9 protein-coding genes are annotated in these 14,919 nt (G+C 35.3%); 4 read left to right on the top strand and 5 right to left on the bottom strand.

From position 1 onward, the window contains the following. The 4 genes from paaB to ABXT64_RS08740 form a co-directional block, all read right to left on the bottom strand. The gene (paaB, locus tag ABXT64_RS08755) at nt 1–285 is read right to left on the bottom strand and encodes a 1,2-phenylacetyl-CoA epoxidase subunit PaaB (protein WP_443632551.1); all 285 of its coding nucleotides are present in this window, start codon (nt 283–285) and stop codon (nt 1–3) included. A 10-nt stretch (nt 286–295) separates the two neighbouring features. After that, nucleotides 296–1,252: a 1,2-phenylacetyl-CoA epoxidase subunit PaaA gene (paaA, locus tag ABXT64_RS08750; RefSeq protein WP_443632550.1), complete on the bottom strand. Its 957-nt coding sequence runs from the start codon at nt 1,250–1,252 to the stop codon at nt 296–298. Nucleotides 1,253–1,407: 155 nt separating this feature from the next. Next, a complete protein-coding gene (locus tag ABXT64_RS08745) occupies nt 1,408–2,481 on the bottom strand; it encodes a 2Fe-2S iron-sulfur cluster-binding protein (protein WP_443632549.1) in 1,074 nt (357 codons plus the stop codon). Nucleotides 2,482–2,548: 67 nt separating this feature from the next. Next, entirely contained in the window at nt 2,549–3,118 is a 570-nt protein-coding gene (locus ABXT64_RS08740; protein ID WP_443632548.1) for a TetR/AcrR family transcriptional regulator, read from the bottom strand. A 171-nt stretch (nt 3,119–3,289) separates the two neighbouring features. Here ABXT64_RS08740 and ABXT64_RS08735 point away from each other — a divergent pair, with 171 nt between their 5' ends. From ABXT64_RS08735 to ABXT64_RS08720, 4 genes are all read left to right on the top strand, one after another. Then, the gene (locus ABXT64_RS08735; RefSeq protein WP_443632547.1) at nt 3,290–5,038 is read left to right on the top strand and encodes an aromatic amino acid hydroxylase; all 1,749 of its coding nucleotides are present in this window, start codon (nt 3,290–3,292) and stop codon (nt 5,036–5,038) included. A gap of 43 nt (nt 5,039–5,081) precedes the next feature. After that, entirely contained in the window at nt 5,082–5,867 is a 786-nt protein-coding gene (locus ABXT64_RS08730) for an SDR family oxidoreductase (RefSeq protein WP_443632546.1), read from the top strand. 372 nt (nt 5,868–6,239) lie between these two features. Beyond that, nucleotides 6,240–7,322 (top strand): amidohydrolase family protein, encoded by a 1,083-nt coding sequence (locus tag ABXT64_RS08725; RefSeq protein ID WP_443632545.1) that lies wholly within the window; start codon nt 6,240–6,242, stop codon nt 7,320–7,322. Beyond that, the gene (locus tag ABXT64_RS08720; RefSeq protein ID WP_443632544.1) at nt 7,322–7,963 is read left to right on the top strand and encodes an O-methyltransferase; all 642 of its coding nucleotides are present in this window, start codon (nt 7,322–7,324) and stop codon (nt 7,961–7,963) included. The genes ABXT64_RS08725 and ABXT64_RS08720 overlap by 1 nt, the downstream gene beginning before the upstream one ends. Nucleotides 7,964–8,035: 72 nt before the next feature. Here the strand turns inward: ABXT64_RS08720 and ABXT64_RS08715 are convergent, their stop codons facing one another. Next, on the bottom strand, nt 8,036–14,872 hold the full coding sequence (locus tag ABXT64_RS08715; protein WP_443632543.1) for a T9SS type B sorting domain-containing protein: 6,837 nt from the start codon (nt 14,870–14,872) through the stop codon (nt 8,036–8,038). Nucleotides 14,873–14,919 lie beyond the last annotated feature (47 nt).

Genomic DNA, 14,919 nt, shown 5'->3' with positions numbered 1-14,919 from the left:
TCACATATGTTTTAATTCATCCGGTAATTCATAAAATGTTGGATGACGGTATATCTTATCTTGTGCTGGCTCAAATAATTCGCCGTTCTCTTCTGGATTTGAAGCTGTTATATATTTACTTTCTACTACCCAAATACTTACACCTTCATTTCTACGGGTATACACATCTCTTGCATTTTCAAGAGCCATTTCTGCATCAGTTGCATGAAGACTTCCAAAATGACGATGTTCTAATCCGTTTTTACTTCTAACAAATATTTCCCAAAGGGGCCAATTTTTTTTCATATTAGTAGTTTTAACTTGCTTTCGCAACATTCTTTTTTTCTTTTTTCTCTGCATAAGAAACGGCAGCGTCTCTAACCCATTCTCCTTCTTCCCATGCATTTACTCTTGCAGCCATTCTTTCTTTATTACAGGGTCCATGTCCTTTCACAACTTGCCAAAACTCATCCCAATTAATTTCACCAAAATCATATTGCCCTTTCTCTTCGTTCCATTTTAAATCTGGATCTGGAACTGTTATTCCTAAAATTTCTGCTTGAGGTACCGTTTGATCAATAAACTGTTGACGTAGCTCATCATTCGTTTTTCTTTTTAATTTCCATTTCATAGATTGCTCCGTATGTACTGATTCATCATCAGTCGGCCCTAACATCATTAAACTAGGCCACCACCAACGATTTAAAGCGTCTTGTGCCATTTCTTTTTGTTCTGGAGAACCTTGACATAGCTTCAACATAATTTCAAAACCTTGTCTTTGATGAAAGCTTTCTTCTTTACAAACTCGAACCATCGCTCTTGCATAAGGTCCAAATGATGTATTACATAAAGGTACTTGATTAATGATTGCTGCTCCATCTACTAACCAACCAATAGCTCCCATATCTGCCCATGTGACAGTTGGATAATTAAAAATACTTGAATACTTTGCTTTTCCAGAATGCAACTGTTCATACAATTCATCTCTTGAAATTCCTAAAGTTTCACAAGCAGAGTATAAATATAAACCATGACCCGCTTCGTCTTGAACTTTTGCTAATAAAGCTACTTTTCGTCTTAAAGAAGGAGCTCTTGTAATCCAATTACTTTCAGGAAGCATCCCAATAATTTCTGAATGGGCGTGTTGAGACATTTGACGAATATGCGTCTTTCTGTACTTCTCAGGCATCCAATCTTTAGGCTCTATTTTTTCATTACGAGCAATTCGAGATTCAAATATTTCTTCTAAATTTTTTATTTCTTGTTCACTCATAAATAATAAGCTTTAAGTTTTATGCCTTAAGTTGTAAGTTTTTTATAAAAAAACCTCATTTTAAATTATTACACCAACTTTATTAAGTCATTTATTTCAATGCTTCGTATGAATATCTATTATCCATAAGCGAAGCGGTCTATTTTCTATTTCTATTATACATCAAAATCAACTTTCAAATTATCAGAAGTGGGCACTGACTGACAACTTAAAACAAAATTTTGAGCTACTTCTTTTTCATCTAAAGCATAATTAACTTTCATTTCTACCGAACCTTCAATCACTTCGCATTTACAGGTACTACAAACTCCGCCTTTACAAGCAAACGGTAGATCTGCTCCCGCTCCTAATGCTGCATCCAAAATATTATCGTATTCTTTAGTCATAGTAAATTGAAACTCTTTTCCACCATCTACTATTGTGACTTCAATCCCTTCAACATTTTGTTGTGCTAATCGTTCAGCTCTTAATTTATCTTCCTCAGAAAGTCCAGTTACAAATAACTCGTAATGAATTAAATCCTTAGACAACCCTTCACTTTCTAAATTGGAACTAACAAAGTTTACCATGTCTTCTGGCCCGCATAAAAACACTTCGTTCGTGTCGGGAATATCTATTAAGTTATCTGTTAAAACCCTTAGTTTTTCTTCATCAAAACGACCGTTAAATAATTCGATATCTCTTTTTTCTTTGGTTAAGAAATAATAAATCTCTAATCGTCCAAAATAAGTGTTTCGCAATTGTTCTAATTCTTCTTTAAAGATAATCGATTTTGCTGTTTTATTTACAAAAAACAATTTACACGTCGAATCAGGTTCACTTGCTAAATAGGTTTTGATCATTGATATCATGGGAGTAATACCACTACCTGCAGAGAAAAAAAGATAATTCTTTTTATTCATTGAATTTGTATCTACACCAAATGTTCCACTAGGTGCCATTACCTCTAATTCATCCCCAACTTTTAAAGTTTCGTTTACTAACGTTGAAAATTTACCTCCTGGTATTTGCTTTACAGCTACCTCCCACTTCTCCTCTAAAGGACTTGAGCATAAGCTATATGACCTGCGGACATCTTCTCCTTCAATATCTGCTTTAAGTGTTAAATGCTGCCCTGAAGTATAAGTAAACTCACCTCTAAGGTTCTCAGGAATATCAAAAGAAATTACAGAACAATCTGACGTCTCTTTGTATATATTTTTAACTTTTAATGTATGAAATTTAGCCACTTTCTATCTTTTTCTATGGTATACAAAACTAACGCTTGTTAGTTTAATATCCAAATTTATTAATTTATCAAATAATTCCCTTTAAAAGAACAGCAATCATATCTCTTTTTAACACATTAACCTCTAATTTACCTCTCTTTTGATTCCATAAATACAGAGTTCTGAGGGTAGATAACATGGAAAATAAAATAACTTCTGGATGGTGATTTTTAATTTTATTGTTAGCAATTCCTTCTTTTATTATATTTCTGAAATTTTCCTCATACTCATCTCTCATTTCAATAAAACTATTTAAATCATTGCCTTGTAAATGCATCCAATCATTATTTAATGCCGCCAGTGCTTCAGATTTTGTAACTGTTATATCGATATGCATTTCAATGAGCTGCTCTATTTTTTGAATAGGTGAACTTGAAGACGAAACAATTTTTTCCATTCCATTGGTAAATTCTTTTGCTAAATCCAGCACCAAAATCGAAAGAATCTCCTGTTTACCTTCTATATGATTATAAAGACTGGCGGCTTTTATACCTAATGCCAGAGCAATATCACGCATAGATACTGCATTATATCCTTTGTCTTTAAAAAGCTGAGAAGCAACTTTAATTATCTCCTTTTTTCTAATACTTACTTTCATGATTCTGCAAGATAACAATTCCTTGTTTTTCTTTTGAATAGAAACAAGGATAAATAAGCGGAATATTCTATTTTTGAAGTCTTATGAAACGAGCATGTTAAAAACTTCATCACCAACGAAATGATTAATAGCGAACTGCATGTGACCCATAAAATACAGTAAAACAGACACATGAAACACCAATTTGAAACAAATCCTTTAATTGATAAACTGCCTCCTCATTTGAAGCAGTATATGAAGCCTCAAAATTACGATCAATACAATCCGATTAATCAGGCAGTGTGGCGCTATGTAATGCGTAAAAATGTGGATTACCTTAGTAAAGTAGCTCACAGAAGTTATGTTGAAGGACTTGAAAAAACTGGTATTTCCATAGATGAAATTCCTTCGATGTATGGAATGAATCGCATTCTTAAAGATATTGGTTGGGCTGCAGTTGCAGTAGATGGTTTTATTCCTCCCAATGCTTTTATGGAGTTTCAAGCCTATAAGGTTTTGGTGATTGCCAGTGAAATTAGACAGTTAGAAAATATTGAATACACTTCAGCTCCAGATATTATCCATGAAGGAGCTGGTCATGCTCCTATTATTTCAAGTCCAGATTATGCAGAATTTTTACGTCGTTTTGGTGAAATAGGGTCCAAAGCAATTTCGAGTGCACATGATATTGAAATGTATGAAGCTGTTCGTGAACTATCCATTCTAAAAGAAGCTATAGGCATTTCAGAAGAAAAAATTAAAGTTGCTGAAAGTAAAGTAGAAAGTCTTCAAAATAAAGAAGTAGAAGATTCTGAAATATCATTGGTAAGAAATCTTCATTGGTGGACCGTAGAATATGGCTTGATTGGTACTCTTGAAGATCCTAAAATTTACGGAGCTGGTTTACTTTCTTCTATTGGCGAAAGTGAATGGTGTATGAAAAAGGAAGTAAAAAAGATACCATATTCAATAAAGGCTGCCTATCAAAGTTTTGATATCACTAAGCCACAGCCACAACTTTATGTGACCCCTGATTTTGCATATTTACAAGAAGTTTTAGAAGAATTTGCCAATACAATGGCAGTTCGTAAAGGAGGTTGGAGAGGCTTAAATAAATTAATCGAATCGAAACAATTAGGAACGATCGAACTGAGTACAGGTCTTCAAATTTCTGGAGTTTTTAATAGCATGATTAAAAATGAAGACAGTGAAGTGGTTTACTTTCAAACCAAAGGTGAAACAGCTTTATCATTCAGAGAGAAAGAAGTTATTGGTCATGGTGTTTCTAAACATCCAAACGGATTTAGCTCTCCATTAGGAAAGTTAAAGGGCATCAATCTTGCGATAGAAAATATGGGCCCTCGCGATTTACAAGCCTATAATTTTTATGATGGAAAACCGATTGCTTTCGAATTTGAAAGTGGCATTACTGTAAAAGGCTTAAATGTTACTGGAATTCGAAATATAAAAGGAGAATTGATGTTAATTCAGTTTGTAGATTGTTACGTTCATTACAAAGATGAAGTATTATTTACACCTGAAATGGGTGCTTTTGATATGGCCGTAGGGAAGGAAATAGTTTCAGCATTTGCAGGAGCTGCAGATAATTATTCATTTGAAACTAAAAACCAATTAAGTAGCACTAAAACGATTCAAATTAAAGTTTCAGAAGAAGAAAAAGAGTTAAATGATTTGTATCTTTCGGTTAGAAAAATAAGACAAGAAAAGAAGGCAGCTTCAGAAGAAAATCAACTAAAAAACACGTTTAAAAAAGTAAAGGAAAATCATAAAAATGACTGGTTATTGCCGCTAGAAATCTATGAATTGGTTTCAGAAACAAATAAATATTTTTCAGAAGAAATAATAAGTCATCTCAATACTATAAAAACGAACAGACCAAAAGTCTCAAAGTTAATTGATAATGGACTTTCGCTTATTTAATAAATTATAAATTAAACTATCTTGGTCAAAATTTACCAAACCTATGAATTTACAACTTTCAAATAAAAACGCCCTTGTTTGCGGCAGTTCTGCTGGAATAGGAAAAGCATCAGCAATCGAATTAGCTTCTTTAGGAGCTAACATTACCTTGATTGCAAGAAATGAAGATAAATTAAAACAAGTAGTCTCTGAATTACCTTCAAATGGAAATCAGATACATGATTATTTAATTGCAGATTTTAGTCAACCAACGGCTCTGAAATTAATTCTTGAGGAAGCTACAAAAAATAAAAATTATCATATTCTCGTAAATAATACAGGAGGTCCTAAAGGAGGGCCTATTTTAAATGCAGATCTTTCAGAGTTTGAAAGTGCATTTAAACAACATTTACAATGCAATCATATTTTGGTTCAATCCTTGGCGCCTGGCATGAAAACTGAAGGATATGGAAGAGTCATTAATATTATTTCAACTTCAGTAAAACAACCTATTGAAGGATTAGGTGTTAGTAACACCATTCGCGGAGCAGTGGCAAATTGGAGTAAAACAATGGCTGCTGAGTTAGGGCCCTTCGGAATTACAGTGAATAATGTGCTTCCTGGTGCAACAGCTACTGAGCGTCTTACTGACATATTACATAATGTTGCCAAGAAAATTAATGGTTCATTTGAAGAAGCCGAAACCATGATGAAAAATGCAACTCCTGCAAGACGTTTTGCTCAACCTGAAGAAATCGCTTATGCAGTTGCTTTTTTAGCAAGTGAAGCTGCTGGATATATTAATGGAATCAATCTTCCTGTTGATGGAGGAAGAACAAAAAGTCTTTAAATACTGTCTCAAAAGATAAACAGATTAGTTTGTCTGGTCGAGCGCAGTCGAGATCTCACTTTAAATCAACAATTTGTAGTTCTCGACTGCGCTTGAACGGACATTAAAACTTATCTTTCAGACAGCTAATTATTTTAATAAATTTTTACAAGTTATTAAACTTTGTATTTTTATTAAATTGAATTTGAAGATGCGTTAGGGATTGAAATGGCATCCTTTTTTTGTCATTTCTAATGTGCCAATAATAAATTGAGATGTATCGAGCAAAAAAAAATACAATGAAAATCCCGACCCTTTTTAGGGTAACGCCCAAATATTAAAGATAAAATAAGTACTCATTTAATAAGTTACCCATTTTCATGGGCAATAAATATGAAACGTAAACTACGCATTAACGGCCATTCACATTTACTTCCTTATCCGGAAGAAATTCCTCAGTTTATGAAAGACAAAGGGATCTTTTGGGTCGATAAGGATCGTAATTTTATGCTTCAAAAAAATTGGAAACGTCCTGTTACTGATTCTAGTTTTTTCTTGGATGAGAAACTAGAGTGGATGGATAAATTTAATATTGATCATGCTGTAGTTCTAAACCTTTCTCAATTATATGGAAATGGTTTACGGTTAGAAGAGATGAAAAAGGCCCTTCGTTTTCAAAATGATTTTAATGCAAGAGTACAACATGACAATCCTTCAAAATTCACTTGTGGTTTTGTAGTGCATCCAGGATATGGCCGTGGGGCTTTATGGGAAATTGAACGATGTGTTGAAGAATTAGGTATGAATCTTCTTTGTTTACCAACACATTATATGGATACTATTGGAACATGGCGTTGTATTTTTGATGAAGAAAATGAACCTATTTTTGAATTGGCTAGCAAGTACAATCTTGCCGTTGAAATCCATCCTTATGATGGAGAAAAATTTATTAAACTTGAGAATACTGCGTGGCGTTTTCATTTAATTTGGATGCTTGCACAATGCGCAGATGCCTATCATTTTTTAACTTTAAATGGATATGCTGATAAATATCCAAACATGCGAACTTGTTTTGCACATGGTGGACAGTTAGCAAATATTAATTTAGGAAGAAGAATTCAAGGTTTTGATGGTCGACCTGATTTGTTTGAAGGGAAAACACATCCACGAAAATCGGTTGCACACAAAAACATCTTTTTCGATACTCTTGTTCATGACACTGGATCTTTAGGATTAGTTGTTGAAAATCAAACATCAAAACAAATCTTAATGGGCTTAGATGATCCTTATCCTTTAGGTGAAATGGAGAGTGAAAATCAATCTTCATATCCTGGTAAAATTTTAGATTTAGCTAAGGAACGTAAAATATTAACTGAAACTGAATGTGATGCTATTTGGGAAGATAATGTCTTGCAATGGTTGTTTGGTAATGATGAAAAGAAAAAACAGGATTTGGTCAATAAGATAATAGGCTGATGCATTTTATACCTGATAACTTAGATGACTATGTGGCAAAGCATTCTCAAGCTGAGCCAAAATTACTACAAGAGTTAAACCATGAAACATGGCAAAAAGTATTAACACCAAGAATGTTAAGTGGTCATTTTCAAGGTAGAATTCTGAGTATAATTTCTAAATTAATTCATCCAAAAAATATTTTAGAAATAGGAACCTATACAGGGTATTCTGCACTATGTTTAGCTGAAGGAATGAAAAAAAAAGGTCTTCTACATACCATTGACATCAACGAAGAACTACATGATATTCAACGTAAATATTTCGATAGGTCTGGATTTGGTAATCAAATAATTCAACATACTGGAAATGCATTAGATATTATACCTGAAATTGACTTAACATTCGATTTGGTATTTATAGATGCTGATAAACGTAATTATTGTAATTATTTAGAACTACTAATTCCTAAACTAAAAAGTGGATCTGTAATTTTAAGTGATAATGTTCTTTGGAGCGGAAAAGTGTTAAAACCTGTTTCTGAAGATGACATTGATACAAAAACTTTAGTTTCATATAATAAGCGACTAAATGAACATCCAAGATTAGAAACTGTGTTACTTCCTATTCGTGATGGACTTACAATTTCGAGAGTTATTTAAATTCTTTGACTTTACTAACTAAAAAAGCCTCTTGATAACTCAAGAGGCTTTTTTAGTTTTCATAATATAATATTATCTTTTTAAGGTAAAATGTCCTTTAAATTCTTTTTGTATGTCGTCTTCAGTGTATTCCACTCTGAACCAGTAATCACTCGATGGTAATGGATTGCCATTATACGTTCCATCCCATCCCTCTCCAAGAGGACTGATCTGTTTAAGTAATTTTCCAAACCTGTCGAATATATAAATTTTTGCCGTAGGATCACCCGTTGCGATTCCAATGATATTCCAAGTATCGTGATATCCATCTTGATTTGGTGTCACAAACCTAGGATAATCAATCACACTTACCTCGATCTCTACACTTCCACATCCATTAACATCCTGTATCGTTACTACATGTAACCCTGGTAATACATCGATAAATACATCGCCCTCTTGGAACACTCCATCATCCAACTGGAAGACATAGTCTCCCAAGCCTTCTACCGTTACATGGATCACATGAGTGCCCGTATAGGTATCGGTAACTCCCGAACTATCCGTATGGATTACTTCATTAATAGCAAAAGCTCCACTTACCACCTCCGCACTATACACAAGTGGTGGTGAGGATAACGTAACTAACGTATCTGCACTATTACTACAACCCGTCGCACGCTCTGTTACCGTAACACTATACTCTCCACCTGCTAAGGCTACCAACGATGCACCGATCTCTCCAAACATTTCTACACTATCATAATACCAAACAAAGGTATATAAATTTGCATCTAAACCAGTATCAATCACAGGGGGAGAATCTGCTCCATCTTCCTGCTGAATAGGATTACCTAAGACATCAACACATAAACGGTAACTACCATCTATTACAATGGTTGGTAACTCCTCTACCTTTAAAATCACCTCCACGATAGCATGACACCAGATATCATCTGTTGTCGTATTGGACGTATTAGTAACTCTTGCGTAGATAATCTGTGGATTAATCACATTGGTATAGGTATCTCCAATATCTGTCATTGTTTCTCCTGCCTCTGCCAATTCCAAAGTCTCATAAAATTTAAGTACAAATATCGCCGGATCTTGTCCGTCTAAGATCTCCTGACGAATATCAATACCACTTATATTAGCACTGAAATCTTGCATGTCAAATGTCGCAATACCATCATTATCGCCCTGATCATCACAAATAGCATAAGGATCTGATGGCATAACGGCTGATGCGCCCTCTTGGACCACCAATATAAAATCCTGCATTGTTATATAACAACCCGTGACTGTGTTTAATATCCCTATATAAATCGGAGTTTCGGTCGTATCATAAAAATAAGGCGTCACTGATGATACCCAATTCAACATATTCTGAGCATCGGTAAAGTCTTCAAAATACAATACATCAAATATCGATGGATCCTGACCGTTTAATACCTCCCCGTTCTTACTATCTAAGATAATAGAGTTGGTACCCACAAATGGTAACTGACAATCTATCTCATCTGAAACATCTGCCGTAGCATCTGGTAATGGGTTTACTAGTAACTCCAATGGAATCACTGTATAACATCCTGTGCCCGTTGCAGGGGCTATATCATCATAGGTAGCTCTAATCCAAATCGTTTGGCTAAAAGCCTCTTCATTGATATAAGGACTCACTATCTGATCTATTGGATCTCCAATAATCGCTTGGGCCTCTGTTAGGTAATAACGAACAACTACCCCAGCCTCCCCATTGATAATATCTATATCCAAATCTGTTAATATAAACTCCGTAATACCATCATCTGGTATATCCTCATCACAAGCCTCAAAAGGATCCTGTGCTACAGGTGATGGATTATTAAGTACCGTTAAAGTTAACAGGTCCCTAGCCTCACAGCCCTCTGCACTAAAGATACTTACATATAGCGTTTGAGGCGTACTGGTATTCTGATACGCTGTATCGGGGATGATAGGATTGTTAGTATCCTGATCCACTTGAGTTTCATAATAATATACAGACAAGGTCGTGTTCCCTAAAGTAATAGCATCATTATTCAAGGCTAAATTAAACGTTGATATCTCATCGGTTCCTGTACTGCCATTTAGAAGGTCATCACAATTATCCATATTAAAAGGTCCCGTACCTAGGGTTGGCATCACACCAACAATCAATTCAAAAGAAGTAATACGAGTACATCCTGTCTCCAGGTTCTCTATGCGGACCCAGATCGTCTGGCCAGAACTACTATAATTTATCGCATTGGCAATCGCATTGGCATTGGCAATAGCATCTGGCTCGCTCATGTGATAGGTAACGGGTGAAAAATCCAATGGATCTTGAGTCCCAATAACAAAAGAAGTGTTCTGCGTTAAATCAAAGACAGCAATACCATCTCCATTGTCATCACACTCTGTTAAATCTCCAAAATCATCCGTAGGTTGATCAGGTAATTGCGCCACAATAATTGCTAACTCAATAATGGTATAACATCCTGTTACGGAATTAATCACTCTTGCCCATACACTATCGTTAAATGGGTCGTCATTCTCATAAGGAATAGGCAATACATCGGTGTTATCTCCTTGCTCTGCTAATTCTTGTGTACCATAGTACTCCACCACTATATTTGGTTCCCCATCGATAATCTCTAGGTCCATATCTGATAAGGTAAATTCAGCAAAACCATCATTGTCATCATCACAAGCTGTTAAAGGGGCTACAACTCCTGGAGTTGGATTAGGAAGTACCAGAAGGGTTAGCTCGGTCTCTATCACACAACCCTCTACACTAAATACACTTACATATAAGGTCTGAGGCGTACTGGTATTCTGATACGCTGTCCCTGGTGTTATAAAGTTGTTGGCTGTCTGATCTGCTAGTGTCTCATAGTAAAAAACAGATAAACTTAGGTCTCCCAAGGTGATCGCTATATCATTGAGGGTTAAATCAAAGGTCGAGGTCTCATCAGTACCCGTACTGCCATTTAACTCATCATCACAAAGCTCCCTAGTAAAAGGTCCCGGTCCAATAGCTGGTAACACACCTACAATCAATTCAAAAGTACTAATGCGGATACATTCAGTGGCTATGTTCTCTATACGTACCCAAATGGTCTGTCCGCCACTACTATAAGCCCCTGGAGTTAATATCTCATTGGCGGGCAAATCTGCATCTGCCTGGCTAGTATAATAGGTTACAGGTAGAAAATCTGAAGGATCTTGAATTCCAATCACAAAGGAAGTATTGATTGTTAAATCAAATAAAGCAATACCATCTCCATTGTCATCACACTCTGTTAAATCTCCAAAATCATCCGTAGGTACATCTGGTAATGGATTTACAACTAGTAGTAATTCAATCACTGTAAAACATCCTGTAGTATTATTCTCAACTCTAGCCCATACACTATCATTAAATGGATTATCATTTAAATAAGGATTTGGTAATATATTTAATATATCGCCCTCTCTGGCCAATATCTCATTCCCATAATAGGCGATACTCACATCAGGCTCTGTGCCCATAATCTCAGTATCCTTCAAGCTTAAATCGAACAGCGAAAAGCCATCATTGTCATCATCACAAACCTCCAATGGTGTTGGAGTCACTGGCGTAGGATTTGGCAAGACTCTAAGGGTTAATAATACCCTAACATTACATCCTAGCACATCCGTAACTCTAGCTATAACCGTCTGTTCATTGATCAGAGAATTTCTATAATCTGATGGAGTTACAATAGGATTATCAGCCGACTCATCAGCTGGACTCTCATACCAAGTAACTAGTAAAGTCGTATCGCCGCCCCTTATAAAAGCATCAAAACTCGTTAAATCAAAGGAACTAAAGCCGTCCGTAGAAGTACTCACTCCTGGAATCTCATCATCACAAACCTCATACCGGTCCGTTGGCTCTATTGCTCCAGGTAAAGCGTCTACTATTAAATCTAAGGGAACTATATTATAACAACCAAACCCTCCATTATTAGGATCCGTATTACTAACATTACCAACCACTAAAACATAAATAGTCTGGGCATTGGGTACCTGATTCTGATAATTTAATGGAGCGACTATCGCTAAAGAAAAATCTGGTAAAGGACCTATAGCAACTTCACCAGCAGCTATCGCATCGGACTCTACTACATAATAATAAAAATCCCAATCCAAAGCATCCAAACCGTCCAAAACTTCAGGCTCTACTTCTGATAAATCAAACTCCTCTAGTCCATCGCCCGGGTTATTTACATCACACAGTCGTAAGGGCTCCGCAAGCTCAACAATCAAAGGACTATTGCGGACCTGAAGTTCTAAAACTATGACAGCAAAACAGCTGCTAGATATACTTTCAACCCGTACATATACAACATCATTATAAGCAACATTATTAGCATGAGGACTGCTCAATGGTAAAACGTTATTTTCAGCATTTAATTGAGTCTCATGATAGCTTACAGATAAATCTGGATCGCCTCCAGTAATATCTAAATCAGCATCAGTAAGTGTAAAAATGAAAAAGCCATCATTGTTATCATCACATTCGATTAATGGTAATGGACTATTTGGTATTGGTAATGAATCTACTTCAATTAGCACATTTTGTGAACTATCAAAACAGGTATTATTATCAACTCTTTCAAATCTAATATAAATAGTTTCCGAAGGGGCAGTCACCGTATAAGGAGAAGTTAATGCTCCAATTCCTATGTCTGCATCAGCTTGAGAACTATGGTAACTTATATTAAATTCAACAGGATTTTGTCCATTTAAGACTTGAATATCAAAAACAGCTGAAAGATCAACTTCTTCATCTCCTGTAGCATCTTGATCACAAATTACATATGGATTTGGGGTGATAACTCCTGCTATAGCTCCTTCAAAAATAATATCAAAATTAGCGGTGACAAAACAAACTCCAGTTAAATCTTCTATACGAATATAAATTATTTCATTAGCACCTGTAATTAAATAGGCAGCTGGAGTGGCTATAGGGGCAGTATTTGTGTCTGCATCTATTTGTGAATTATGGTAAGAAATATTAAAATCTGCCGGATTTTGACCTCCTAAAACAATAGGAGTGTTTACTGTTAAATCGAAAATACCTGGATTAATACCATCATCACAGATCGTAATATCAATTGGCGGGTTTTCTATTACGGGAACTGGTAAAAATGTAACTTCTATATCATCAAGAACTAAACAAATACTATCATTTACTTCAACAGAATACGTTCCTGAATTTGGAGAAACAACTAAAAAAGTTGGGTTGGTAGCTCCTGCAATTGCAACAGCATTTAAAAACCATTGATACGTAATTAAAGGATCTCCTTGATCTGCGTCTAATAATACATCGATGCCAGCACAAATATCAACATCTACCCCTAAATCAACTACAAAAGCTGGTTCAAAATTAATGTCAAAATTAGCGGTCACAAAACATACTCCTGATAAATCTTCTAAACGAATATAGATTGTTTCATTGGTACCTGTAATTAAATAGGCCGCTGGAGTAGCGATTGGTGCCGTATTAGTGTCAGCGTCACCTTGAGAATTATGATAGGAAACATTATAATCTGCTGGGTTTTGACTTCCTAAAACAATTGGAGAGTTAACAGTTAAATCAAAGATTCCTGGAGTTGCTCCATCATCACAAATTGCAAAATCAATAGGTGGGCTTTCTATTACAGGTTCAGTAATATAGTTAATTATAACACTATCAATACCAGGACATGCTGGATCTGTAGGATCAATTACTTCAATAGAATAAATACCTGAATTAGGTGAGGTAACCAAAAAAGTTGGATTTGTTGCCCCTGCAATTGCAACAGCATCTAAAAACCATTGGTAGGTAAAAGTAGGATCTCCCTGGTCTGCATCTAATAATACATCTGCACCACTATCACAGTCTGTTACATCTGGACCTAAGTCAACTATAAATGGAGAATCTTCTGTTACTAAAACATCATCAGTTAATATTACTATATCGCCATTACAGGTATTTGTATACGTTACACGTGCTGTAAATATTTCTGAACCTCCTGAAGGACATACGTTTATAGTATCTGAAGTTCCAATAACAGTTCCTGTAGAATCTAACCATTCAAAAACAAAAGTTTCAACACCTGCAGGAGCAAAACTCCAAGCTTCATTGTTTGTTGTCCATGGTGAATCTGAAGTATTTCTTCCTGGTGGTACATAAGCTAAATTCCCTGCATTATTTTGTATCCCTACTGCTGCATTTCCACTATTCCAAGTACCACATGTTGGTTTATCTTGTATATAAATTTCAATTACATTTGAGAATTCATATAACACTGCCATATGAGTTGCTCGTAAATTATTACACTGAAATAAAGAAACTGCAAAAAAGGAAACAACTAGTACTCTATTAGGATAAGTTCCTAAAACTTCATATCCTATTTCATCTACACCTGCACCTACAGAAGGATCTATATCATGTACAGGAGTAAAAACATTTCCTTGACCTAAAGCATCATCTGTATTATTAGGCAAATCATCACTAAAACCCCAATCATTAAAATCTCCAGCAGCTCCAACCTCAAAACGAATTAAACCATTAGACCCTACTTGAAACTGAGTTTCTAAATTTCCGAAGAAACAAAAATCATAAGGTAGTGTTTCAACTACAGACCACTGATCATCCACGTTTGGATTCAGATTATTTGCTAAACCATTAAAAGGGAAAGGCGGGTTATAAGGAATTGACTCTACCGTATAATTGGTACTTATTGTTTCAAATATTTCTAAATAATCTGCAGAGATGTTAGCACAACCGCCGGTTCCACATGGTATCACTACATCAAGTCCGGCGTCAACAAATAAGTTTCCAGGTCCTTGTGAATAAGATTTATTTTGAAATAGTAATACAGTAAGCAGTATCAATATTGATAAGGGATAATATTTTTTCATAGCATTAGAATAAATAATCTGCGAAATTTAAGGAAATTTTACGAAAA

The sequence above is a fragment of the Candidatus Marifrigoribacter sp. Uisw_064 genome, from assembly GCF_047730175.1.
Taxonomy (GTDB): domain Bacteria; phylum Bacteroidota; class Bacteroidia; order Flavobacteriales; family Flavobacteriaceae; genus Marifrigoribacter.
Note: the sequence above shows the minus strand (reverse complement) of the source record. Positions and strands in the feature narration are given on the sequence as shown.

What these genes read in the sequence shown, in the direction of transcription:
- paaB (WP_443632551.1), bottom strand. Translation starts at nt 285, where the DNA reads ATGAAAAAAAATTGGCCCCTTTGGGAAATATTTGTTAGAAGTAAAAAC.
- paaA (WP_443632550.1), bottom strand. Translation starts at nt 1,252, where the DNA reads ATGAGTGAACAAGAAATAAAAAATTTAGAAGAAATATTTGAATCTCGA.
- ABXT64_RS08740 (WP_443632548.1), bottom strand. Translation starts at nt 3,118, where the DNA reads ATGAAAGTAAGTATTAGAAAAAAGGAGATAATTAAAGTTGCTTCTCAG.
- ABXT64_RS08735 (WP_443632547.1), top strand. Translation starts at nt 3,290, where the DNA reads ATGAAACACCAATTTGAAACAAATCCTTTAATTGATAAACTGCCTCCT.
- ABXT64_RS08730 (WP_443632546.1), top strand. Translation starts at nt 5,082, where the DNA reads ATGAATTTACAACTTTCAAATAAAAACGCCCTTGTTTGCGGCAGTTCT.
- ABXT64_RS08725 (WP_443632545.1), top strand. Translation starts at nt 6,240, where the DNA reads ATGAAACGTAAACTACGCATTAACGGCCATTCACATTTACTTCCTTAT.
- ABXT64_RS08720 (WP_443632544.1), top strand. Translation starts at nt 7,322, where the DNA reads ATGCATTTTATACCTGATAACTTAGATGACTATGTGGCAAAGCATTCT.
- ABXT64_RS08715 (WP_443632543.1), bottom strand. Translation starts at nt 14,872, where the DNA reads ATGAAAAAATATTATCCCTTATCAATATTGATACTGCTTACTGTATTA.